The organism is Comamonas sp. MYb21, from assembly GCF_037479395.1.
GTDB lineage: Bacteria > Pseudomonadota > Gammaproteobacteria > Burkholderiales > Burkholderiaceae_C > Comamonas.
The window spans coordinates 248,517-272,657 of record NZ_JBBGZC010000010.1 but is presented as its reverse complement, the minus strand read 5'-3'; the positions used below and the strand labels follow the sequence as shown (position 1 = coordinate 272,657).

Below are 24,141 nucleotides of genomic sequence, written 5' to 3'. Positions count from 1 at the left end.
GGCCACGCAGGCTCTTGCAACTTAGGGCATCGCGGACAGCAGACCCATCATCCCGTTCTGGTCCAGCGGCTTGCCATTGGCTTGCAGCTTGCCGTCAGTCCATTGCAGCTCGCTGGCCACACGGTCCTTGTTGTCCACCAACAGGCCCGCTTGCACGAGGCCCGCCAGGCGCGCATCCACATCCTGCTGCACGGCGCTGTCGATCTGCTTGGCATCGATGTCGTCCGCGCCTTCGTTCTCCAGCAGATAGGCTTCGCGCACCTTGCTGGCGTAGAGCGACTGCAGCACGGGCTTGGGCATATCCAGGCGCAGCAGCGCCTTGAAGTCCATCATCGGGTTGAGCGGCTTGTTGGCATCGCCCTGGTAGGCCAGCGAGGCAGCCACCTCGGCCGTGCCTTCGGCGGTGCGCCAGCTGATGCGCTTGAACTCGAGCTCGGGCTTGCGCGCCAGCAGCTGCTGCATGCCCTGCAACAGCAGCATCTGCATGGCCTGCGGATCGCCCTGGATCTTCTGCGACTCCTTGGTGAACTGGTTGAGCCAGCCGGCATCGAGGTTGTGCAGGCCCAGGTCCATCACCATGTCGTCGATCTTGTGGTCCTTTTGCACAAAGGATTTGATCGACGCGTTGATCGTGGTGTTGACCACCTCCCCTTGCAGCTGGGTGTCGGCCACCATTTTCAGGTCGGCGAGTTCAGCGGGGCTGTCACCGTTTTTGGGGCTGACCTTGAGGCTGGCAAGCGCCCACTCGATGCTGCCCACCATGAACTCCTGGCCCGTGGGCTGGTGCATGTCAAAGCGCATGGTGTTGCCGCTCATCAGCATCTCGGAGGCCTGGCCGTCGTCTTCTTCACCGGGCTTGCTTTGCACCAGCAGGCTGGGCATCGATGCATCGCCCTTGATGCGGCTGAAATCGGAAGACATCTCGAAGTCCGACTTGAAGCCGCCAAAGGCGAGCTTGTCCGCGCCAAATTCGCCATTGAACGCGGGCGATGTCACCTCGTTTTGGGTGTTCTTGGACCAGCCCACCTTGCTCTTCCAGACCAGAGGCGCCTTGTCCTTGAAGGCCACCACCCACTCGGGTGGGGCATCGGGGTTGATCGCAAAGGTCGAGACGATTTCTGCCAGGTGTGCAATGGGCAGCGGGCCGTGGCTGATGGCGTGCTGGGCGGTGAACTGCAGCTTTTCTTCACCGGTGTCCACCGTCCACAATGTCTGCGCGGTCGACGAGAAAATGCCCTTTTGGTAGTCCTGTACCTGCACCAGCAGCGGCGGCTTGCTCCACTCCTTGGCAGCGGTTGCAAAACCTTGTTCGATGTTGTTGCCGACCAGGTAACCTGTGGCTGCACCACCCGCGACCAATACGGCCACGGCTGCGGCAATGCCGATGCCTAGTTTTTTCATGTGTTTTCCCCTCTGTGGTTTGAAACCGGATGGACGCAGCTTGTGGTGTGCTTGGGTGCCGCGCCTTGCGTGGAGCCCGCATTGTAGAGGGCGGGCTGCAAAATCAGCAATGCGGTGCCCAGGCGCTATGTGACCAGGTGTAGCAGGCTTTTTAGGGTTGGCTGCGAACAGTCTCTGTACATGGCAGGCAGGCATAAAAACGGGCCGCAAGCGGCCCGTGGGTTGGCAAGCAGCGGGGGCGCTTACTGGCCCATGACAATGCCTTCGCGGCGCGGATCGGCACCGCCAAACCACCAGGATTTGCCATGCGCCTCGCCGCGTGAGATCGCCTGCAGGCCGCTGGTCAGGTTTTGCTCTTTCACCTCGGCGCCACGGGCCTGCAGGGCCTGCACGGTGGCAGCGGGGAACCGCTTTTCCTCCAGCACGGTGGGGCCATTGAGGCTGCCAAAGTTGGGCAGGTTGATGGCCTGCTGCGGCATCAGGCCCCAGTTGAGCATGCCGTACAAGGTCTTGGTGGTGTAGTGGATGATCCAGGCGCCGCCGGGGCTGCCGGCGCTGATGACGAGGCGGTCGGTGGCCTTGTCGAACACCAGGGTGGGCGCCATCGACGAGCGCGGGCGCTTGCCGGGCTCGACCCGGTTGGCGATGGGCTGGCCCTGCGCATCGCGCGGCGCCAGGCTGAAATCGGTCAGCTCGTTGTTGAGCAGAAAGCCGCCAGCCAGGCCACGGCCGGTGTTGACCATCTGGCGCGAGCCGAATTGGTCTTCGATGGTCGTGGTCATCGCGATGGCATTGCCGTAGCGGTCCACGATGCTGATATGGCTGGTGCCGTATTCCTGCTGGTAGGGCTGGCTAGCATAGGCCATCTTGACGCTGCCGGGTTGGCCGGGCTGGGCTTGCTGCATGCTGCGCGCGCCGATCAGGCGGGCGCGCTGGGCCAGGTAGTCGGGGCGCAGCATGCTCGACCAATCCCCTGCCGGCGCGCCGACAAAGGCCGGGTCGGCGACATACTGGTTGCGGTCGGCAAAGGCCAGGCGCGAGGCCTCGGCATACAGGTGCAGCCAGTCGGCGCTGGGCAGGCCATCGGCGCCCAGGCCCATTTGCCCGGCCGGCGTGTTGGCCAGGATGCCCAGGATTTGCGCCACCGCAATGCCGCCCGAGCTGGGCGGCGGAAAGCCGCACAGGCGGTAGCTGCGGGTGGAAGCCGGTTGGCTGGCAGGGGCACCCGCAGCGCTGGGGGAGTAATCGCTGCACAGCGCCTGGCGCTTGAGCGGCTGGTAGGCGGCCAGATCGGCCAGGCTGAGCTTGCCGGGGTTGCTGGCATGGCCCTGCACCTTGCGCACGATGGCCTCGGCCACCGGGCCTTCGAGCAAGGCCTTGGAGCCGTGCTGGGCGATGCCCTGCAACACGGCGGCGTATTCGGGGTTTTTCAGCAGATGGCCTACGGGCCAGGGCTTGCCATGGGCATCGAGAAAGTAGCCGCTGGCAACCGGGTCCTGGCCCAGGAATTTCTCCTGAACAGTCAGGGCGTTCAGACGCGCACTCACCTTGAAGCCATCGGTGGCCAGGCGAATGGCCGGCTCAAACAAACTGGCCCAGGGCAGTTTGCCGTGCTCCTTGTGCGCCATCTCCAGCATGCGGATGGCGCCGGGCACGCCCACCGAGCGGCCGCCCACCACCGCATCATGAAAGGCCATGGGCTTGCCGTCACGCATGAACAGGTTCTCGTTAGCGGCCATCGGCGCCACCTCGCGGCCGTCATAGGCCTCGACCTGGCTGCCTTGGGCATGCAGCAAAAAGGCGCCACCACCGATGCCGCTCGATTGGGGCTCGACCAGGCCCAGCACCAGTTGCACGGCAATGGCCGCATCGATGGCCGAGCCGCCCGCTTGCAGCACCTGGTAACCGGCATCGGTGGCCAAAGGGTTGGCAGCGGCAACCGCGTATTGCTCGGTGGCCCAGCCGGGCTTGTCGGTCCAGCCGGAGCTGCCTTCGGGCTGGTCAGACGCAGCGGGGGGCTGGTACTGCAGCTGGGGCTGGCTGCTGCAGGCGGCCAGCAAGGCCACCGTAGCGACTGCCGCCAGAGACAGCGACCAGCGGCTGGCCGTGGCGTGGGAAGGCGGCAGATGCGGGCGGCGGGTGCGGGATCCCGGGGACAGTCGTGGCATGGCGATCTCCTGGTTGTGGCGGCAATGTCTGGCATGCTAACCGCTTTGCCGCGACAGGCGTAGCGGACAGTGCCGCAAGGGCGTTGCAGAATGTTGGGCGCTCGGATTAAGGGATCGCAGCCAGGATCAAGCCCATTGCGGCCCCGCCACCTGGTCCTCCACCACAAAGCGGGCCAAGGTGTGGGCGGCACTGTCCGCATACTGCGGCTGGTTGACCACGCGCAGCTGGGTGGTCCAAAGCTTGGGGGTGATGTCGCAGAGCCCATAGCCGCGCTCATCGCAGCGGGCCAGCAGCACATGGGGGTTTCGGGCCACGATGGCATCGACCCGGGCCTGGGTGGTGCCCGAGTGCGAGCTGATCGAGGTACCACAGAATTCGCTGGCCAGCACGCGTTCTGGAGTAGCGCTCTCCGGATCCTGGATGCGGCAGACATAGTTCTGGTGGATGTCGCCGCCCAGCAGCACGGTGTTGCGCAGCTGCGCTTGCTCCATAGCGCGCAGCAGCCGCTGGCGGGCGGCGGGGTAGCTATCCCAGGTATCGGCGCTGGTGCGGCCGTTGGGAAAGTGGCGAGGCGCAAACAGCGTTTGCTGGCAGATGATGCTCCAGCGCCGGCTCCCGGGCATAGCCGCGCTGTTGCCAGCCAGCTGCGCTGCCAGCCAGCGCTCCTGGCTCCAGCCCAGAAAGCTGCGGCTGTTGCGCGCCAGGTCGGGGCATTCTGCCCCCTTGACGGAGGCCGGGCTTTTTTCGGTGACTACGCGGCAGGCCTGGGCATCGCGGTACTGGCGTGCATCCAGCACCCACATCGCGGCCAAGGCGCCCCAGCTTTGTTGGCGGTAGAGCGGCGTGTGGACCGGGGGCAGGGCCAGGCCACCCTGTTTGCAGGCGACTGAGGCGCGCAGCGGCATGTTCTCGTAAAACGCCTGGTAGGCGGCCATGCGCTTGGCGACAAAGGCCTGGACCTGGCCCACGCCATCGTCGCCGACATAGTTGTCTTCAACCTCATGGTCGTCCCAGGTCACCAGCCAGGGGCAGTGCGCATGCATGGCCTGCAGGTCCGGGTCGCTCTTGTGCAGCGCATAGCGGTCGCGGTAGTCCTGCAGGCTGACGGCATGGGAGAGCGGCTGCAGGCGCGCGAGCTGGCTGCGCTGTTGCTTGGCAGCGGATGCGGGAGAGGCGTATTCGTAGATGTAGTCGCCCAGAAAGACGACCAGGTCGGGATCGTCCTCGCGCGCATGGCGCCAGGCGGCATAGTAGCCATGCTCCCAGCGCTGGCAGGAGGCATAGACCAGGCGCAACCGGGCCACCGCCGCACCAGCGGCTGGCGCAGTGCGGGTGCGGCCTGTGGCGCTGGTCTGGCCCTGGCAGTGAAAGCGGTAGTAGTACCAGCGGTCGGCCTCCAGCCCCTGGGCCAGCACATGCACGCTGTGGCCGCCGTCCGGGCTGGCCAGGGCCTCGCCCTGGCGTAGGATCTGGCGGAACTGCGCATCCTGGGCTAGCTCCCAGTGCACGGCCACTGGACGCAGCAAGGGCGCGCTGGCGCTGGGCAGCAGCCGCGTCCACAGCACCACGCTGCTGGCATCGGGCTCGCCACTGGCAACGCCCAGGCCAAACAGCTGCTCCGAGACCGGCCAGGGGGCCATGGCCAGCGGCGCATCGCTGCCTGTCTGCGCGATGGCCGGCAACTGGGCGGCCAGGCCCAGGGCGCCCAGACCTTGCAGCCATTGGCGCCGGTTGGGGTGCTGGGCCAGCGTTTGGGCCAGATCCTGGTTCAGATTTTGAAGCAGGTCTTGGTCCAGGGGGCCGGGTAGGGGGTGTTGCGGCATGGTGCGACGGGGTGGATCGCTCAGCATAGCGCTGGTGCAGATCCGCAGTGTGCCGCACAGCTACCTCTGCGACAGCGGGCAACGTGGGGAACGTGGGCCATGGCAGGGCATAAAAAAACGCCCCACAGGGAGCGTTCGTTGGGCTGGCTGCCAACTGCCAGCGGCAGATGGGCCATCCGGGTGGTTCAGCCGGCGCTTTATTCGTCGTTGTTCTTGGGGCTGGCGGTCGAGGTCAGGATGTTGCTGGGGTCGTCCACCGATTCGCGCAAGGCCTTGCCTGGCTTGAAGTGGGTGACGCGCTTGGCGGGCACCTGCACGGCTTCGCCGCTGCGTGGGTTGCGGCCCAGGCGGGGTTGGCGGTGGGTGATGGTGAAGCTGCCAAAGCCACGGATCTCGATGCGTTGTCCGCGTACCAGCGAGTCTTCGATGGCCTCCAGAATCGTTTTGACGGCCTGCTCCGCATCCCGCTGCGTCAGCTGGTGGAATCGAGCGGCAAGCTCTTCAATCAGATCGGATCGGGTCATACGAATGTGGAATCTTCGTGAATCAAATAGTCAAAGCGTTGGTGGGCGCACTGGGCGCCCACCTTGTCTGCAAGCTACCGACTATACCAAGACGGGCAAGGCATGGGTCGGTAGCGGAGCCGTCAATTACTTGTCGGCGTCCAGCTTGGCGCGCAGCAGTGCGCCCAGGCTGGTGGTACCAGCATTTTCCTTGGACGATTGCTGCGACAGCGAAGCCATGGTTTCTTGCTGTTCAGCGTGGTCCTTCTGCTTGATGGACAGGGAGATGCTGCGGCTCTTGCGATCCACATTGGTCACCACGGCGGTAACTTCATCACCTTCCTTGAGCACCGAACGTGCGTCTTCCACGCGGTCCACCGAGATTTCGGAAGCACGCAGGTAGCCGACGATGTCGTCGCCCAGGTCGATTTCAGCGCCCTTGGCATCCACAGACTTGACCTTGCCGGTCACGATCTGGCCCTTGTCGTTCACGGTAGCGAACGTGGTGAATGCATCGCTGTCGAGCTGCTTGATGCCCAACGAGATACGCTCACGGTCCACGTCCACGGCCAGCACGATGGCTTCCACTTCCTGGCCCTTCTTGTAGTTACGAACCGCGGCTTCGCCGGTTTCGTTCCACGACAGGTCAGACAGGTGAACCAGACCGTCGATGCCGGAGGCCAGGCCCACGAACACGCCGAAGTCGGTGATCGACTTGATCGGGCCCTTCACGCGGTCACCACGCTTGGTGTTCTGCGCGAATTCTTGCCATGGGTTGGCCTTGCACTGCTTCATGCCCAGGGAGATACGACGCTTGTCTTCGTCGATTTCCAGAACCATGACTTCGACTTCGTCGCCCAGGGTCACGAGCTTGGAAGGAGCAACGTTCTTGTTGGTCCAGTCCATTTCGGACACGTGCACCAGACCTTCGATGCCTGGTTCCAGTTCCACGAACGCGCCGTAGTCGGCAATGTTGGTGACCTTGCCGAACAGGCGGGTGCTCGATGGATAACGGCGCGACACGCCCATCCATGGATCATCGCCCATTTGCTTCAGACCCAGCGAGACACGGTTCTTTTCGGTGTCGAACTTCAGGATCTTGGCGGTGATTTCCTGGCCAGCGGTCACCACTTCGGATGGGTGACGCACGCGGCGCCATGCCATGTCGGTGATGTGCAGCAGGCCGTCGATACCGCCCAGGTCCACGAACGCACCGTATTCGGTGATGTTCTTGACCACGCCTTGAACGATGGAGCCTTCCTTGAGGGTTTCCATCAGCTTGGCGCGCTCTTCGCCCATCGAGGCTTCCACCACAGCGCGGCGGCTCAGCACCACGTTGTTGCGCTTGCGGTCGAGCTTGATGACCTTGAATTCCAGGGTCTTGTTTTCGTAAGGGGTCAGGTCCTTGATCGGACGGGTGTCGATCAGCGAGCCTGGCAGGAAGGCACGGATGCCGTTGACCAGAACGGTCAGGCCGCCCTTGACCTTGCCGGAGGTGGTACCGGTCACGAATTCGCCCGATTCCAGCGCCTTTTCCAGGGCCAGCCAGGAAGCCAGACGCTTGGCGGTGTCGCGCGACAGAATGGTGTCGCCGTAGCCGTTTTCGATGGAACCGATGGCCACGGACACGAAGTCACCCACTTGGACTTCGATTTCGCCCTGGTCGTTCTTGAATTCGTCGATTGGCACATAGGCTTCGGACTTCAGGCCGGCGTTCACCACCACGAAGTTGTGCTCAACGCGCACGACTTCAGCAGTGATCACTTCGCCAGGACGCATTTCGGTGCGTGTCAACGACTCTTCAAAAAGGGCGGCAAAAGATTCAGACATGTATTTCCTTAGACACGGGCAGGTTTCCGGCAGCACTATTGCTGACGTTTTTATGGCTGGCCGTGCAGGTTGTGTGGTTGTGACACCACGGGGTTCAAAGTTAAACAACCCGGCAACCCATGGCGGTTAGATCCACCAGTAGAAGGTTGCAGGGGCGGGTAACACCGCCGCCAAAGGCAGGAGAAGGGGCGCGCTGGGCGCCTCAGGCCTGTTCTTTGCCAAACGGCTGTCGCTTTTCCCACCAGGACAGCACCTGAGCGACCGCGTTGTCCACGCTCATCTCGGAGTTGTCCAGCAAGAATGCATCCTGCGCTGCATGCAAGGGGGCGGTGGCGCGGTTCATGTCGCGCGCGTCCCGCGCCTCAAGGTCAGCACGAAGGTCGGCTATTGTAGCCGGTATTCCTTTTTCAATCAACTGTTTATGGCGGCGCTCGGCGCGCTTGGCGGCGCTGGCCGTCAGATAGACCTTCAAAGGGGCGAGCGGGAAAATCACCGTGCCCATGTCGCGGCCGTCAGCGACCAGGCCGGGCAGCTGGCGAAAATCATGCTGGGCCTGCACCAGCGCCTGGCGCACGGCGGGCAGCGCCGAGACCAGGGAGGCGTTCATGCCCGCTTCTTCGCTGCGGATGGCCAGGCTGATGTCCTCGCCGTCAAGCCGCACGCCATGGTCCGCGCCAAACTGGATGTCCATCTGCGCAATCAGCGCGGCAATCTGGCTGGCATGCTCGGCATCGATCGGGATGCCGGCGCGGGTGGCGGCCAGGCCGGTGATGCGGTAGAGCGCGCCCGAGTCAAGCAGGTGGTAGCCCAGCTGCTCGGCCACGGCCGAGGCCACGGTGCCCTTGCCCGAGGCGGTGGGCCCATCAATGCAGATCACCGGAATCGAGCCGGGCACGGCGCGCACGGCCGAGAACATGGCCTCGAAGTAGCCGGGGAAGGTCTTGGCCACGCACTTGGGGTCTTCAATGCGCACCGGCAGGCCGGCGGGGTTGAAGGCGGCCAGCGAGAAGCACATCGCTACGCGGTGGTCGTCATAGGTGTGGATGCTGGCGGGCTTCCAGGCCTCGCGGTTGGCGGGCGGGGTGATGGTCAGGTAGTCCGCGCCTTCCACCACGACTGCGCCGAGCTTGCGCAGCTCGATGGCCATCGCGGTCAGCCGGTCGGTTTCCTTGACGCGCCAGCTGGCGATATTGCGCAAGGTGGTCGTGCCATTGGCGTACAGCGCCATCGCGGCCAGGGTCATCGCTGCGTCGGGGATGTGGTTGCAGTCCATGTCGATGGCCTGCAGCGGCCAGGCGCCCCGGCGGATCTCCAGCCAGTTGGGGCCGCTGGTGATGGCCGCACCCATCGCGCGTGCGGCATCGACAAAGCGGATATCGCCCTGGATCGACTGCGCGCCCACGCCCACGACCTTGACGACCCGGTCCACGCTGGAGGTGCCGCCCTGCGCATTGGGCCGGCTGCCCTTGCTGGCGGCAATGGCGCCCAGCGCGATGAAGTAGCTGGCCGACGAGGCATCGGCCTCGACATGGATCTCGTGCGGCGACTGGTAGCGGCTGCCGGCCAGCACGGTAAAGCGTTGCCACTGCTCGTTCTTGATGGCAATGCCAAAGCGTTTGAGCAGTTCCAAGGTGATGTGGATGTAGGGCTTGGAGATCAGCTCGCCGGCGACTTCGATCACGATGTCCTGGCGCGTGGCGACCAAGGGCAGGGCCATCAGCAGGGCGGTCAGGAACTGGCTGGAGACATCGCCGCGCACGGTGATGGGCGTGTTCAGCTGCAGCTGCGCGGCCGTCACGGGCTGGATGCGCAGTGGCGGAAAGCCCTCGTTGCCCAGGTAGTCGATCTGGCAGCCCAGCTGGCGCAGCGCATCGACCAGGTCACCGATGGGGCGTTCGTGCATGCGCGGCACACCGCTCATCTCGAAGTGGCCGCCGAGCAAAGCCAGCGCAGCGGTCAGCGGCCGCATGGCCGTGCCGGCATTGCCCAGGAACAGCGCGGTGCTGCGGGCGGCCAGCGCGGGCGCCAACTGGCCGGCAATGCCGGTGATGTGGTAGCTGTTGAGGTGGGCCGGGTCGGTGCTGCGCACCACGGCGCAGCCCAGTTGCTCGAGCGCGCGCAGCATCACCTGGGTGTCGTCGGAGTCGAGCAGGTCATGGATGGTGGTGGTGCCCGCGCTCAGCGCGGCCAGCAGCAGCACGCGGTTGGAGATGCTCTTGGAGCCGGGCAGCTGCACTTCACCATGGGCGCTTTGCAAGGCGGGGATATCGAGAAATGCAGTGGAGAACATGGCGGGGCTCTGCTGTGGGGTGGTTGCGCCAGGCCTGCTGCGCAGGCGGCGCGGTGGTCGCAAACGAAGGTGGCGCTGCCCGTTATCAGGTAGCGCCACTGGCTATTATCGGTCCACCGGCTGGGCCAGTGCTGGTGCTGCGCCGATCAAGCGGTGGTTTTGTGCTTGGACAGCGACTCTGGCGTGTAGAGCTTGCCCTGCTTCCACTGCGCGCGGGTGCCGCTGGCCTCGCGCAGCAGCTGCTCGAGCGCGGGCTGGTCGTCGCTCAGCAACGCGGCCTCGTAGCTGCCCAGCATGTGCTGCAGCGACTGGATCTGCTTGAGGATCTCGCTGCGGTTGGCCAGGAAGATATCGCGCCACATCTGCGGCTCGGCCGCGGCAATGCGGGTGAAATCGCGAAAGCCGGGGCCGGCGAGCGACAGCATGCGGTGTGCGCCGTCTTGCGACAGCAGCGAGTTCATATAGGCCATGGCCACCAGGTGCGGCGCGTGGCTGCTGGCGGCCAATGCGGCATCGTGCTGCTCGGGCGCCATGCTGGTCACATGGGTGCCAATGGCCTTCCAGATGGCCTCGGCTTGGCGCAGCTGGGCGACCTTGGTCAGCTCAGTCGGGGTGAGCACCACCTGGGCATCGCGGTAGAGGTTGACGTCGGCGTGGTCCACACCAAAGACTTCCTTGCCGGTGATCGGGTGGGCCGGCACAAAGCAGCCAAAGCGGTCGCGCAGCGCGCGGCGCGCGGCAGCCACCACATCCATCTTGGTCGAGCCCACATCCATCACCAGGGTGTCGGGGTTGATCAGGTGCTTGATGTTGGCCAGGGTCGACTCGGTCGAGGCGACCGGGATAGCCAGCAGCACCAGATCGGCGCCCGAGACGGCCTGCAGGGCCGAGCTGGCTTCTTCGTCGATGACACCCATCTGGCGCGCGCGGCTGGTGGTGGATGGCGACTTGCTGTAGCCGACAATGCGTTTGACCAGCCCCGCCCGTTTGGCTGCAAGGGCAAATGAGCCGCCCATCAGCCCGCAGCCGATCAGCGCCATATGTTCAAACTTTTTCACCGATTCAACTCCCGACAGGGTAGGCGCCGAGCACCTTGTAGAACGCACACAGCGCGCGCAGCTCATCCAGGGCCTTGGCCACATGGGGCTGCGACGGGTGGCCGTCCAGGTCAATATAGAAATAGTATTCCCACTGGCCGGTGCGGGCCGGGCGGGATTCGAAGCGCGTCATCGACACGCCATGCTTGCTCAGCGGCATCAGCAGCTCATGCACGGCACCGGGCCGGTTGGGTACCGAGACGACCAGGCTGGTGCAGTCCTTGCCACTGGGCTCGGGCGTGGCCAGCGTGTGGGGCAGGCAGATGATCGCAAAGCGCGTGCGGTTGTAGGCGTCATCCTGGATGGCATGGCTGATGATGTGCAGGCCGTACTGCTGGGCCGCACGCTCGCCGGCGATGCCGGCCATGTTCGGGTGCAGGGCCGCCAGGCGCGCGCCTTCGGCATTGCTCTCGACCGGGCGGCGCTCGGCATGGGGCAGGTGCTTGGACAGCCAGCCCTGGCACTGCGCCAGCGCCTGGGGGTGCGCGGCCACGACCTCGATGCCTTCGAGCGAGTTGGTCGTGCGCATCAGGTTGTGGCGGATCAGCAGGCTCACCTCGCCCACGACATGGCAGGGCGTGTGCAGGAACATGTCCAGCGAGCGCGTGACCACGCCTTCGTTCGAGTTCTCCACGCCGACGACGCCAAACTGGGCGCTGCCCGCAGCGGTGGAATGGAAGACCTCTTCAAAACTGTTGCAGTACTTGATGTCGGCAGCGCCGCCAAAGTACTGGATGGCCGCTTCTTCGCAGAAGGTGCCGGCCGGGCCCAGGATGGCCACGCGCTGGGGCGATTCCAGCGCCAGGCAGGCGGACATGATCTCGCGCCAGATGGCCGAGACATGGGCGGCCTTCAAGGGGCCAGGGTTGGCGTTTTCAATCTTCTGGATGACCTGGGCGACCCGGTCTGGGCGGAAGAAGGGCGTGCCTTCGCGCTTTTTCAGCTCGCCCACCCGTTCGGCAACCAGGGCGCGCTGGTTCAGCAAGGTCAGCAGCTGCGTGTCGAGATTGTCAATCTGGACACGCAGTGCGGCGAGTTCGGGGGACGCTTGGGGTGAAGTGCTCATGGTGGCCTGGGTGTGCGATGCGGGCAGCTCCCGGGGAGGCTGCCAGCCAGTAAGAATAACGTAAGAGTGTTTCCCGGGCAAAACCGGGGCGTTGCTGATCAGCCCTGATTTTCAAAACTTTGCATATAGTCCACCAGCGCCTGCACGCCTGCCAGTGGCATGGCGTTGTAGATGCTGGCGCGCATGCCGCCGACCGATGTGTGGCCCTTGAGCTGCAGCAGCCCGCGCGCCTTGGCGCCATCCAGAAATGCCTGGTTGCGCGACTCATCCTTGAGGAAGAAGGGCACATTCATGCGCGAGCGGCAGTCGCGCGCCACGCGGTTCTCGTAGAGCTGCGAGCCATCGATGGCCTGGTAGAGCAGCTCGGCCTTGGCGCTGTTGCGCGCTTCCAGCGCGGCAACGCCGCTGGCCGCACCTTCTTGCTGGCGCAAGATCCACTCAAAGGTCAGGCCGGCGATGTAGATGCCCCAGGTGGGAGGCGTGTTGTACATCGACTGGTTGTCGGCCACCAGGCGGTAGTTGAAGGCACTGGGGCACATGGCCATCGCGTGGCCGAGCAGGTCCTCGCGCACGACGACCAGGGTCAGGCCGGCGGGGCCCAGGTTCTTTTGCGCGCCGCCAAAGGCCAGGCCCACGCGGCTCCAGTCCACCTTGCGCGACGCCACATGCGACGAGAAATCGATCACCAGCGGCGCCTGGCAGCCCAGGCTGGCCAGGTCGGGCAGCTGCTGGAACTCCACGCCATTGATGGTCTCGTTGCTGCAGATGTGCACATAGCGCGCATCGGCACGCAGCTTCCAGCTGGCGGGGTCGGGGATATGGGTAAAGCCCTGGGCTTCGTCGGTCGCAGCCACGGCAGCGTTGCAGAACTTGGCCGCTTCCTTGGTCGACTTTTGGCTCCAGCTGCCGGTGACGACAAAATCGACTGCGCCGCCTTGCGACAGGTTCAGCGGCACGATGGCGTTTTCCGCCAGGCCACCGCCTTGCATGAACAGGATGTGGAAGTTCTGCGGCACGGCCAGCAGCTGGCGGAAATCGGCTTCGGCCTTCTCGCAGATCGAGATGAACTCCTTGCCGCGGTGGCTCATCTCCATCACGCTCATGCCGCTGCCGCGCCAGTCCAGCATCTCGCTGGCTGCTTGCTGCAGCACGTCTTCAGGGATGGCGGCCGGACCGGCCGAGAAGTTATAGGGGCGTTGCATGGAAGGCCTTGTTGGCTCGCACAGCGAGCGGTGATAGCTATGGAAAAAGGAGCATAAAGGGCAGGAAAAAGCCATGTCGCAACATGGCTTTTTCTGTGCGGGCTTAGGAGCCGTCTGCCGGGCTTGCGGCGTCGTTGCCGTCCGCCCCCTGGGCGTTATCGGCGCCATCGGCACCGTCGGCCTCGGCGTTCTCGTCCGCCTGCGCATCGTTCTCGACAATGCGCTGCAGCCCGCTCAGCTTGGCGCCTGCATCCAGGCTGATCAGGGTCACGCCCTGTGTGGCGCGGCCCATCTCGCGGATCTCGGCCACCCGGGTGCGCACCAGCACGCCGGTGTCGGTGATCAGCATGATCTGGTCATCCGGGCTCACCAGGGTGGCGGCCACGACCTTGCCGTTGCGTTCCGACTGCTGGATCGCGATCATGCCCTTGGTGCCACGGCCGTGGCGGGTGTACTCGACGATCGAGGTGCGCTTGCCGTAGCCGTTTTCGGTGGCAGTCAGCACGCTGTGCAAGGTCTCGCGTGGCAGCTCGCCCAGTGCAGCAATGGCTGCCAGGTCGGCCGCATCCAGCGCAGCGCGGGCCTCGTCGATCTGCTTGCGCACCGCGTCAATGTCAGCCGCTGGTGCCTGGGCGTCCTGCAATTCCTTGTCGCGGATCTGCAGGTTGTCCAGCGCGTCCTTGGCCTTGCGGGCTTCGACTTCGGCCGGGTGCTGCTCGGCCACCAGCATCGCGATCAGGTTCTGGCTGTCGTCGATGTTCATGCCGCGCACGCCGCGCGCATTGCGGCCCATGGGGCGCACATCGTTTTCATCAAAGCGCACGGCCTTGCCGCCATCGCTGAACAGCATCACATCGTGGCGGCCTTCGGTCAGCGCCGCGCCAATCAGCACGTCGCCATCGTCCAGGCCCACGGCGATGATGCCGGCCTTGCGCGGGTTGCTGAACTCGTCCAGCGAGGTCTTCTTGACGGTGCCCATGCGGGTGGCCATGAACACATAGTGATCGGCCGGGAAGCTGCGGTATTCACCGGTCAGCGGCAACACCACGTTGATCTTCTCGTCGTCCTGCAGCGGGAACATGTTGACGATGGGGCGGCCGCGCGAGCCGCGCGAGCCGGCAGGCACTTCCCAGACCTTGAGCCAGTACAGGCGGCCCCGGTTGGAGAAGCACAGCAAGTAGTCGTGCGTGTTGGCGATAAAGAGCTGGTCGATCCAGTCGTCTTCCTTGGTAGCTGTCGCCTGCTTGCCGCGCCCGCCGCGCTTTTGCGAGCGGTACTCGCTCAGCGGCTGGCTCTTGATATAGCCGGTGTGCGACAGGGTCACCACCATGTCGGTCGGGGTGATCAGGTCTTCGGTGGACAGGTCTTGCGCGCTGTACTCGACCAGGCTGCGGCGTGCGCCCAGCTTGGTCTGGCCGAACTCGGTCTTGAGGGCCACCAGCTCTTCGCCGATGATGGTCGAGACACGCTCGGGCTTGGCCAGGATGTCCAGCAGGTCTTCGATGACCGCCATGATGTCCTTGTACTCGGCAACGATCTTGTCCTGCTCCAGACCGGTCAGGCGCTGCAGACGCATCTGCAGGATTTCCTGCGCCTGCGTCTCGGACAGGCGGTAGAGGCCGTCCTGCTGCATGCCGAATTCCACTTCCAGGCCTTCGGGGCGGTAGTCGTCGGCATTGATGACGCCCCCATCGGTACGCGTGCGGGTGAGCATCTCGCGCACCAGCTTGCTGTCCCAGCTCTTGGTCATCAGCTCGGCCTTGGCCACCGGGGGCGTGGGCGCATTGCGGATGATGGCGATGAAGTCATCGATATTGGCCAGCGCCACAGCCAGGCCTTCGAGCACATGGCCGCGATCGCGTGCCTTGCGCAGCTCATACACGGTGCGGCGCGTCACCACTTCACGGCGGTGCTCCAGGAAGACCTTGATCAGGTCCTTCAGGTTACACAGCTTGGGCTGGCCATTGACCAGCGCCACCATGTTCATGCCGAAGGTGTCCTGCAGCTGGGTCTGCTTGTACAGGTTGTTGAGCACCACCTCGGGCACTTCGCCGCGCTTGAGCTCGATCACCAGGCGCATGCCGGACTTGTCCGACTCGTCCTGGATGTGGCTGATGCCTTCGATCTTCTTCTCATGCACCAGCTCGGCCATGCGCTCCTGCAAGGTCTTCTTGTTGACCTGGTAGGGGAGCTCGTCGACGATGATCGACTGGCGCTGGCCCTTGTCGATATCTTCAAAGTGCACCTTGGCGCGCATCACGATCTTGCCACGGCCGGTGCGGTAGCCTTCTTTGACGCCATTGATGCCGTAGATGATGCCGGCGGTGGGGAAGTCGGGCGCGGGCACGATCTCCATCAGGTCATCGACCGATGCCTCGGGATGGTGCAGCAGGTGCAGGCAGGCATCCACCACTTCATTCAAGTTGTGCGGAGGAATATTGGTGGCCATACCCACCGCAATACCGGCCGATCCATTGATCAGCAGATTGGGCACACGCGCGGGCAGCACCAGCGGCTCGCTTTCCGAGCCGTCATAGTTGGGGCCGAAGTCCACGGTTTCCTTGTCGATATCGGCCAGCATTTCGTGGGCGATCTTGGACAGGCGGATTTCGGTATACCGCATGGCCGCAGCACTGTCGCCGTCCACCGAGCCGAAGTTACCCTGGCCATCGACCAGCATATGGCGCAGTGAAAAATCCTGGGCCATGCGCACGATGGTGTCGTAGACGGCGCTGTCACCGTGCGGGTGGTACTTACCAATCACGTCACCCACAATACGCGCGCTCTTCTTATAAGGGCGGTTCCAATCGTTGTTCAGCTCATGCATCGCATACAGAACCCGGCGGTGCACCGGTTTCATGCCGTCACGGGCATCTGGGAGAGCGCGGCCAACGATCACGCTCATCGCGTAATCGAGGTAGCTGCGGCGCATTTCCTCTTCCAGGCTGATCGGCAATGTTTCTTTAGCAAACTGGGTCATAGTGCGGGCATAGGTGGCGAAGTACAAGAGGCATTTTAGGCGCAAGCTGATGTTGCATGTGGGCAACATTCTAGGCCCAATGCGCTTTTGTCTTACCGTTGGCGCTACAGATAACTATGGCGATCCGGTACGCCTATGGCACAATAAGTAAGAACGTTTTTGGTGATGGTCACTGACGACGTCTTGATTCGCAGCGCGGCTGCGGCTTTTTCCCCAAGAGGAGAACCATGAAGAAACTGAACAAAGTGGCGATGTTGTTTGCCTCTGCAGCGCTTGCAACCGCCGCTGGAGCACAAATTAAGGCTGCTGATGGCGGCAAAGTAGTTGACAACTGGCAAAACGGCAGCGGTGAGTTGGTCTGGAAGAACGGTACCAACGAACTGTGCTGGCGCGATGCTAACTGGACCCCTGCTACCGCTGCTGAAGGCTGCGACGGTGCCCTGGTGAAGGCTGCTGAAGCACCCGCACCAGCACCTGCTGCTACCCCAGCTGCTCCTGCACCAGCTCCAGTGGCTCCTCCAGTTGCCCAGACCCAAAAGGTCACCTACGCTGCTGACGCATTCTTCGACTTCGACAAGTCGGTGCTGAAGCCAGAAGGCAAGGCTAAGCTGGACGATGTGGCTTCCAAGGTGAAGAACATCAACCTGGAAGTGATCATCGCTGTGGGTCACACCGACTCCATCGGCTCCGATGCTTACAACCAAAAGCTGTCCGTGCGTCGCGCTGAAGCTGTGAAGGCTTACCTGGTGTCCAAGGGCATCGACAAGAGCCGCGTGTACACCGAAGGCAAGGGCGAAAAGCAACCAGTGGCAGACAACAAGACTGCAGCTGGCCGCGCCAAGAACCGTCGCGTGGAAATCGAAGTGGTGGGCACCCAGAAGTAATTCTTCTGCCCCTGCGCAAAAAAGCCCCATTCGTGGGGCTTTTTTTATGCCTGAATGCGCCTGCAGATGGTGGACAATCAGGCCATGAACCAGACTGTGAATGCCGATCCGGCCGAATTGGCCAAGTTTTCCGAGCTCGCCATGCACTGGTGGGATCCGGACAGTGACTTCAAACCCTTGCACCAGATCAATCCACTGCGATTGGAGTGGATCAATGCCTTCAGTCCCTTGAATGGCCAGAAGGTGCTGGATGTGGGCTGCGGCGGCGGCATTTTGAGCGACTCGATGGCGCGCAAGGGCGCCACCGTGACCGGCATCGACCTGGCCACCAAGGCGCTGCGCGTGGCCCAGCTCCATGCGCTGGAGGCGCAAACCCCCAGTATCACCTACCAGGAAATCGCCGTCGAGACGCTGGCACAGCTGCAGCCCGAGAGCTTTGATACCGTCACCTGCATGGAGATGCTCGAGCACGTGCCCGACCCCGCATCGGTGGTCCAGGCCTGCCATGACCTGGTCAAGCCCGGCGGCTGGGTGTTTTTCTCGACCATCAACCGCAATGCCAAGGCCTTTGCGCTGGCGATTGTAGGTGCGGAATACATCTTGCAGATGCTGCCCAAGGGCACGCATGAGTTTGCCAAGTTCATCCGTCCCTCGGAGCTGGCCCACTACTGCCGCAGCGCCGGCCTGGTGCATGCGCACAGCAAGGGCCTGCAGTTCAATCCCTTGACGCAGCGCTACTGGCTCAATGAAGACACCAGCGTCAACTACATGATTGCAACCCGAAAGCCCGGCTGATGCAAAGATCGATACGCGCCATTCTGTTCGACCTGGACGGAACCCTGATTGACAGCGCCCCGGATCTGGGCGCCGCTGCAGACCAGATGCGGGTGGCAAGAGGCATGCCATCCTTGCCGATGGCCGATTACCGGCCGTATGCCGGATCGGGCGCGCGCGGTATGCTGCGCGTGGCCTTTGGCATGCAGCCCGAGGATGCCGAGTTCCCCACGATGCGCGAGGAGTTCTTCCAGAATTATGAGCGCCGCATGACGCAGGACACCACGGTGTTCGATGGTGTGTCCGACATGCTGGCCAGCATTGTGGCGCGCCAGCTGCACTGGGGCGTGGTGACCAACAAGTCCAAGCGCTTTACCGAGCCGCTGTCGCGCCAGATGGCCTTGTTCGCCAGTGCCGGCGCCGTCGTGAGTGGCGACACCACACCGCATGCCAAGCCCCATCCCGAGCCGCTCTTTGAAGCAGCACGCCGCATTGGCGTCGATCCGCAGGACTGCGTCTATGTGGGTGACGACGAGCGCGACATCATCGCGGGCAAGGCCGCCGGCATGCACACCGTCGCCGCTGTCTACGGCTACCTGGGCGAAAAGCAGTCGGTCGCGCATTGGGAGGCCGATGATGTCATCAATTCTCCACACGAGCTCTTGAAACGGCTGAATCTGGCCTAAAATAGATGCTATGGGGCTGTCCTGGTTTCGACGTGGGTTCGGGATCGGTGTGGTGCATGTCGAGCTTGAATGACGCTCGTAAATCTCCGTTCAAAAAACTAACTGCAAACGACGAACGTTTCGCACTCGCCGCTTAAATCCGGTGAGCCTTGCAACAGTATGTTGATGGGCTGGGCAAGGGGGTAGCAATACCTCCCGGCTGCAAGGGAATTTACATCAGCTGGCCGTCTACCGGGTACCTTGGTAGATGGCAAGATCTAAGGGTACTGGCTTGCAATGCAGCGTGTGTCTGCGCGGCTTTGCAGGCGAGATTCAAACCAGAACACTAAACATGTAGATCTGCTCGACGAAGGCTGACGGACGCGGGTTCAATTCCCGCCAGCTCCACCATACAAGACACCGCCACACACTGACAACCTCAGTATGTGGCGGTTTTTTCTTGCCTTGAAGTGTCTGCCGGTGTCCAGCAATTCGCACCGATTTCGCACGCGTTTCGCACCGATCAGGCTTTATCGACCAGCCGCAGTTCTGCCCTGGGCTTTTGATAATCTTCCCGGATAAATTTGCCGTAGGTCCTGAAGACCATTTCGACATCTTCGTGACCGAGCTGTTGAGCCACGTACCAAGGATTGGCGCCCGCAGTCAATAGCGTGGACGCGAAAGTGTGACGCAGCTGGTAAGGGTTGCGATATGGGATGCCAGCCCGCTCCATCAGAGGCAGCCACATGGTCTTCCGGATCTGGGCATCGGTTTCCCATGGCTTCATGCTCCGGGGATTCAACCAGATCCGTGGACTGCCTTTGCTGATGAGCTGCTGCGCACGCAGAGCGGCAAGTGCATCTTCGTTGAGGTCAATGTCCCGGATACCGGCCGCCGTCTTGGGCGTTTTGATGACGCCTGCCACCTGGTTCTGCACAACCTTGCCAATCCGCTTGGCCAGGTCTATATGCGTCCACTCCTGGGCTTGCAGCTCACCTGGGCGCAGGCCGGTATTTAGCCACCACTGGATGGTGGGCCATTCATCACTGCGGCAGGCCTGCAGCAACGCCTGGCGCTCAGCTTGGGTGAAAGGCTGGACCACGTAGTCGCTGGCCCGGGACGTTTGTCTGATCAGCTTGGTCAGTGCAATGCGATCGAGGGGGTTGAAGTCGATCAACTCGTCATTCAGCGCATCCTCGAAAACACTGTGCAGAGGCGTGAGCGTGTTCCGGATCGCCTTCGATGTGCAGTCCATTTCGCTGATCCAGTCGCGCAACATGCTTGGAGTCACTTCGGATGCATGCAGCTCGTGCCAGCGTTTCATGCGATCGCCGTTGATGATCTTGGCGTAGCCGTTGTAAGTGGAGGGTGAGAGCTGTCCGTTTTGCACCTGGCGCTCATAGATCTCCAGTTGGTTCTGCAGCAAGGCTCGCATCAGCCCAGCCTTCTTTTTGCTCACGCCGGCGCGCGGGCTCTCCGGGAAGAATTCGGCATAGTCGAATTCTCCGGCCTTGATCTTTGCTCTGATGTCATCGCGCAGAACGGCCGCTCGCTGAATGCTGGACTTGTTGATGGGGCCGGCTGGCAATAGCTCCCGGCACTCCTTGCCTTCATAGCTGAAGGCGATCTGGATGCGATCCCCGGTAACGAATTCGCGGATTTTTACGCCGGACGGCGTGTCGAGTTTTGGTCTTTTATCCATTGGTCTGCTGCCTTGATGTTGACGTAGAGACGGCGGGAAACGACTGCGACCTGCTGGCCGATCTTCCATGTACCGTTCTTCTTGCGTTGTTTGACGGTTTCGCGGGTGACGCCTGTCATTTCCTCGTACTTGCTCGCAAGGACCCATTCGGGGCCACTCGCAGCGGCGGCATTGTCGTTGGTGCTCATATCAGAAGGGGTAAGTTCTTTCATACATATCACCTGAATGAAGAACCCCGCTCACTGGCGGGGTTGGGTTGGTTCTTGTGGCTCTCGCCAGCGGTCGCGTTTATCGCCACGGTCGCGTGCTCGTTTGCTCATCGATATGGATCGGTTCATTGAAGGGCCTCGCTTGGAAGATCCAGTGGCTTGATCGCATCAGTGCCAACGGTGCCGGCCTTGACCTCGTGCGAGAGCAGGCGGGCGCCCGGCTCAAAGCGGCGGCCCAGGTTTCGATAACTGCAGAGGAGGTCAATGCTGATTTCGACAGCATGCGAGAGCTGTGCTCCCCAGCTTGAATCCCAGCGGTGCCCGTCTACGGCCATGTCGACCACGGCGGCCAGCGCCTGGTGCAGGCCGGGCCTGTTGTTGCCGGCCACCGGAATGGCTCGCGCAATCTCTGCGCCGATCCCGATCAGATAGGAAAGGCTGGCCAGCATCTCGGGCTGCTCGCTGCCGTGGTCGGTCATCATGCAGTGCAGGCCCAGGTTGACCACATCGGCCTGAATGCTCTGGCGCACCATCAAGGCCTCGATGGGAGAGGCCTTGCGGTAGATGCCGTTTTTCAATGCGCGGCTGTGGGTTGGCTGTCGTTGAGAGCGCTTGGTGGTGGCTTTATCCATTGGTGGCTCCTATTCCGTGTGCGAAAGCCTTAAGCCATGTGAACGGGACACTGGTGCCCAGTGCATTCACCATAGGTTTTTTGGGCTTGTCATATATCGGCTTCATCCCTGCATTTACAGCAGCCCGTGCAATCTGATCATCCGTCAGAGGCGCAGCCTTCCGCGCTGATAGCTGGTCCTTGAGCTGCTGTATCTCGGCGTGCAGGCGGCGCAGTTCGGCGGCGGCCTTTCGACGGGTACATGCAATGGGCTTGCGGCCCATGTCTGCATCTGTTGCATCGCAGTCCAGGCGGGCGGCCAGCCGCAGCGCTTCGGGCTGTGCTTCTGTCTTGTCGGTCATGGTGCTTCCTTGGGGGCGGGCTGGTCGATGCGCTTGAAGTCGATGACCCACACCCACGGGTTCGCGGCCCAGTCGCCACCAGTCGAGTCCCAGAGGTGGCGAAAGCGCTTGGCATAGGTGTCGCACGCCTGGCAATCCACATCAAAGATCACGCCACCATTGCCTCCTATGGCGTTGTGCAACCGAGTGCCGCCACACTTTGGACAAAGCTTGTAGTCACGCTCATCGCGTTCAGTTTCAAGTCGCTCACAGCCTTCGGCCTCGGCGTCGTCCTCACTGATGGCCTGCAGCCGCTCAACGCGCACGCCGGTAATTTCAAGCCAGATGCGCGCGGCGTGCTTGGGCATGTGGATGCTGGGCCTCCAGCGCTCACATAGACGGCCTTGTGTGGTTCCTTCTGCCGCATAGACGAAAGGGCCGTCTTCATCGCGAGAAGCGGCCAGCGCATGCACTCCGTAAGCCCATGTCTCGCGCACATAGATGCGGTCACCCAGTCCACCGAATGGTGACGAGAACAGGATGTCACCTTCTTCGTCGCCAAAAGTGCTGCCGTTGTAAACCTGTCCGCGCTCTTGTGGGTCTGGCACTTCGACAACCTGGCTTAGGTTGTGGGCTACTGCAGGCTTGCAAATCCGCCGCGTCTGCGTCTTCTGGCCGCTCAGGATGGCGCGCACCAGCGGTGCCTTGAACATCAAGCCGGTTTCTTTCATTTGCTGTCCTTCTGTGGTTGGGCCTGGGCGGGCGGCAGGTACACCCAGCCGTCTCCCTGGCAGTGGCGGCATTCTTCGCCGCCTTCACCTGGGTTGTAGTAAGAGGGGCCGCCTAGCCAGCCGGAACCGCTGCACCATTCACACTGGGCCGTGGGTGTGTCTTCAAGGTCATTCAGATCGTGCAGATCAGGCATTGGGCTGGCCCTCCCTCTGTTGGGCGCGCTGGGCGGCCTCGGCGCCAATGCGCATTGGACAATTGCCGCTAACAAAAGTGGGCGGCTCCATGACGGGTGCTTTCCGGGGCTCGGTTCGGCGCAAGCATCGGACGCAATCGACCTTGCCCGCAGATGCCGTGCCAAAGCCTGTTGACCAGGTGGCGATGTGTCCGTTGCAGCGCGCAACATGATTCGGGAGCGTGCTCATTGGTTGCTGTCCTTCTGTTGCTTGACCCGCTTCCGGCAGCGCTGTTCAAGCTCCTGCTGCCACTGGGCGAGGTTGGTAGATCGGTCCCGGTAGATCCGGCAAGATGGGTCGTGGGTGTTGATGCACACCACATGGGAGAGGTCAGGGTCCAGGTCGCGGGCCCGAGCCTCGCACTGCTCCAGCGGCATGGCGTCGCCAGCGGCACCGATCAGCCCTCTGGAGATGAACACGAGCAGCCAGATGTCAGGCATTGGGCTGGCCCTCCCTCTGCTGGGTGGGCTTCTCATATTCCCATCGCTTTACGTACGATGGGTGTGCGACCGTTCCACCCTCAAGAAGTACAGCCTTCGAGGCAAATAGCATTCTTCTTGCTACCAATCTCCCAAAACCTTGTGGTCGTGCAATCGAGCGCGTTTGCTCACCGTCAAAATCCATCAGCCATACAATGCGGCCACCAGTTAGTCGCGCCCAGAGTCTCTTAAGCATGGTTGCCGCCTTCCTGGGCTGCAGCCATGGCGGCGTCGATGGAGCTGCGCAAGTTGGAGCGAATTGTGGTGTGCAGCCCGCCAACCCTGAAATTCCACCCCGTGGGTCCTGGAATAATTTCTACAGTTGATCCGGTGGTCTGCAGGTAGTCCAGCAACAGCGCATCAGCGGGCTGGGCCTGGGGTGCTGTGTGGTCGTGTAGGTACTGCACAGTGCATGGAGGGTAAGCGGCAGCAGCTAGCCTCACAGCGCCTTCGCTTGGCCCTGGCATGGGGAAGCAATGCGTTCCCACGGGTTCCCCGCTGGGCAATACCCATCGCCACGCCACCGGCTTGGCCTGCACCTCTGCCAGGGTGGCGGAACCAGGAAGCAGGGCGCGCAGCTTGGTTTCGATGGAGCTTTTCCGGCGTTTAGCCAATTCAAACTTAGCATCGAAATGTCCCTCCGTATCTAAAATTAGCTCTCCAGCCCACATTGCCGCGTCCATTGCCGACCTGACCAATTCCATCACTTCTTTGATGGGGTCGTTTGCGTCTGACTGCACCACTGCCAGGTCACCTGCCGAGGAATCCTCGGTAGCTGGAAGGGCCGGGGCGGCGCCCATCTGTACCGTGCCGTCTTCGTGCCTAAAGCTCTGGTTGTCGCACCAGTGCATCAGGTCGTGCTCTGCCGGCGAGAGGCCGCAGCGCTCGCACTCTGGCACAGCCACTGCTGCGGGCGCTGCCTGTGCTGCCACTGCTTGGGCCGCGTAGCTGATGGCGTTGAGAACGATGTTGCGCAGTTCATCGCTTGTGACCAGCATTGCCTGCGGCCAGTCGGCCGGGCTGTCTCTATCTGGGAGTTCTGCCACGCTCAGGCAGATCTGATCTGCGATGCATTCGCCAAGGGCGACAAACGGCTCGCCGGCAGTCTTGACGGGAGCGGAAGAGTTGTTTTCAGCCATGTTGGGCTCCAG

The 24,141-nt window shown here is 62.7% G+C and carries 20 protein-coding genes and 1 other RNA gene; 4 read left to right on the top strand and 17 right to left on the bottom strand.

The annotated features are described in order from the left end of the window. Positions 1–21: 21 nt before the first annotated feature. The 10 genes from WH367_RS16690 to gyrA all read right to left on the bottom strand — a co-directional run bounded on the left by WH367_RS16690 (position 22) and on the right by gyrA (position 16,361). Entirely contained in the window at positions 22–1,401 is a 1,380-nt protein-coding gene (locus WH367_RS16690; RefSeq protein ID WP_339536959.1) for a YdgA family protein, read from the bottom strand. A 242-nt stretch (positions 1,402–1,643) separates the two neighbouring features. Then, positions 1,644–3,569, bottom strand: coding sequence for a gamma-glutamyltransferase family protein (locus WH367_RS16685; protein ID WP_339536958.1), 1,926 nt, complete (start codon positions 3,567–3,569; stop codon positions 1,644–1,646). A gap of 126 nt (positions 3,570–3,695) precedes the next feature. Further along, positions 3,696–5,393 carry an alkaline phosphatase D family protein gene (locus WH367_RS16680; protein ID WP_445228121.1) on the bottom strand — a complete coding sequence of 566 codons (1,698 nt, stop codon included), beginning with the start codon at positions 5,391–5,393 and terminating at the stop codon, positions 3,696–3,698. 197 nt (positions 5,394–5,590) lie between these two features. Beyond that, positions 5,591–5,917 carry an integration host factor subunit beta gene (locus WH367_RS16675; protein ID WP_021027333.1) on the bottom strand — a complete coding sequence of 109 codons (327 nt, stop codon included), beginning with the start codon at positions 5,915–5,917 and terminating at the stop codon, positions 5,591–5,593. 126 nt (positions 5,918–6,043) lie between these two features. Then, a complete protein-coding gene (rpsA, locus tag WH367_RS16670) occupies positions 6,044–7,726 on the bottom strand; it encodes a 30S ribosomal protein S1 (RefSeq protein WP_021027334.1) in 1,683 nt (560 codons plus the stop codon). Between the two features lie 202 nt (positions 7,727–7,928). Then, positions 7,929–10,016 carry a bifunctional 3-phosphoshikimate 1-carboxyvinyltransferase/cytidylate kinase gene (locus WH367_RS16665; protein WP_339536957.1) on the bottom strand — a complete coding sequence of 696 codons (2,088 nt, stop codon included), beginning with the start codon at positions 10,014–10,016 and terminating at the stop codon, positions 7,929–7,931. A gap of 146 nt (positions 10,017–10,162) precedes the next feature. After that, positions 10,163–11,056, bottom strand: coding sequence for a prephenate dehydrogenase (locus WH367_RS16660; protein WP_043340473.1), 894 nt, complete (start codon positions 11,054–11,056; stop codon positions 10,163–10,165). Between the two features lie 22 nt (positions 11,057–11,078). Then, positions 11,079–12,179, bottom strand: coding sequence for a prephenate dehydratase (pheA, locus tag WH367_RS16655; RefSeq protein ID WP_021027337.1), 1,101 nt, complete (start codon positions 12,177–12,179; stop codon positions 11,079–11,081). Positions 12,180–12,277: 98 nt separating this feature from the next. After that, on the bottom strand, positions 12,278–13,381 hold the full coding sequence (gene serC, locus WH367_RS16650; RefSeq protein WP_339536956.1) for a 3-phosphoserine/phosphohydroxythreonine transaminase: 1,104 nt from the start codon (positions 13,379–13,381) through the stop codon (positions 12,278–12,280). A 103-nt stretch (positions 13,382–13,484) separates the two neighbouring features. Beyond that, a complete protein-coding gene (gene gyrA, locus WH367_RS16645) occupies positions 13,485–16,361 on the bottom strand; it encodes a DNA gyrase subunit A (RefSeq protein WP_339536955.1) in 2,877 nt (958 codons plus the stop codon). 227 nt (positions 16,362–16,588) lie between these two features. On the opposite strand from gyrA, the gene ompA reads away from it, so the two are divergent. The 4 genes from ompA (at position 16,589) to ssrA (ending at position 19,095) form a co-directional block, all read left to right on the top strand. Continuing rightward, positions 16,589–17,245: an outer membrane protein OmpA gene (gene ompA / locus WH367_RS16640; protein ID WP_021027340.1), complete on the top strand. Its 657-nt coding sequence runs from the start codon at positions 16,589–16,591 to the stop codon at positions 17,243–17,245. Positions 17,246–17,329: 84 nt separating this feature from the next. Continuing rightward, on the top strand, positions 17,330–18,040 hold the full coding sequence (gene ubiG / locus WH367_RS16635; RefSeq protein ID WP_027011002.1) for a bifunctional 2-polyprenyl-6-hydroxyphenol methylase/3-demethylubiquinol 3-O-methyltransferase UbiG: 711 nt from the start codon (positions 17,330–17,332) through the stop codon (positions 18,038–18,040). Further along, positions 18,040–18,705 (top strand): HAD-IA family hydrolase, encoded by a 666-nt coding sequence (locus tag WH367_RS16630; protein WP_021027342.1) that lies wholly within the window; start codon positions 18,040–18,042, stop codon positions 18,703–18,705. The genes ubiG and WH367_RS16630 overlap by 1 nt, the downstream gene beginning before the upstream one ends. A gap of 12 nt (positions 18,706–18,717) precedes the next feature. Continuing rightward, positions 18,718–19,095: a transfer-messenger RNA gene (gene ssrA / locus WH367_RS16625) on the top strand. 112 nt (positions 19,096–19,207) lie between these two features. On the opposite strand, the gene WH367_RS16620 is transcribed toward ssrA, so the two are convergent. From WH367_RS16620 to WH367_RS16590, 7 genes are all read right to left on the bottom strand, one after another. Beyond that, positions 19,208–20,386 carry an Arm DNA-binding domain-containing protein gene (locus WH367_RS16620; RefSeq protein WP_339536954.1) on the bottom strand — a complete coding sequence of 393 codons (1,179 nt, stop codon included), beginning with the start codon at positions 20,384–20,386 and terminating at the stop codon, positions 19,208–19,210. Then, a complete protein-coding gene (locus WH367_RS16615; protein ID WP_339536953.1) occupies positions 20,347–20,598 on the bottom strand; it encodes an excisionase in 252 nt (83 codons plus the stop codon). The genes WH367_RS16620 and WH367_RS16615 overlap by 40 nt, the downstream gene beginning before the upstream one ends. A gap of 122 nt (positions 20,599–20,720) precedes the next feature. Further along, a complete protein-coding gene (locus WH367_RS16610; protein ID WP_339536952.1) occupies positions 20,721–21,227 on the bottom strand; it encodes a hypothetical protein in 507 nt (168 codons plus the stop codon). Beyond that, positions 21,220–21,567: a hypothetical protein gene (locus WH367_RS16605; RefSeq protein ID WP_339536951.1), complete on the bottom strand. Its 348-nt coding sequence runs from the start codon at positions 21,565–21,567 to the stop codon at positions 21,220–21,222. Before WH367_RS16605 ends, WH367_RS16610 begins: the two co-directional genes overlap by 8 nt. Continuing rightward, complete coding sequence (locus WH367_RS16600) at positions 21,564–22,277, bottom strand: hypothetical protein (RefSeq protein ID WP_339536950.1); 714 nt, start codon at positions 22,275–22,277, stop codon at positions 21,564–21,566. The genes WH367_RS16605 and WH367_RS16600 overlap by 4 nt, the downstream gene beginning before the upstream one ends. Before the next feature lie 419 nt (positions 22,278–22,696). After that, on the bottom strand, positions 22,697–22,951 hold the full coding sequence (locus WH367_RS16595) for a hypothetical protein (protein ID WP_339536949.1): 255 nt from the start codon (positions 22,949–22,951) through the stop codon (positions 22,697–22,699). Between the two features lie 227 nt (positions 22,952–23,178). Beyond that, on the bottom strand, positions 23,179–24,129 hold the full coding sequence (locus WH367_RS16590) for a hypothetical protein (protein ID WP_339536948.1): 951 nt from the start codon (positions 24,127–24,129) through the stop codon (positions 23,179–23,181). Positions 24,130–24,141 lie beyond the last annotated feature (12 nt).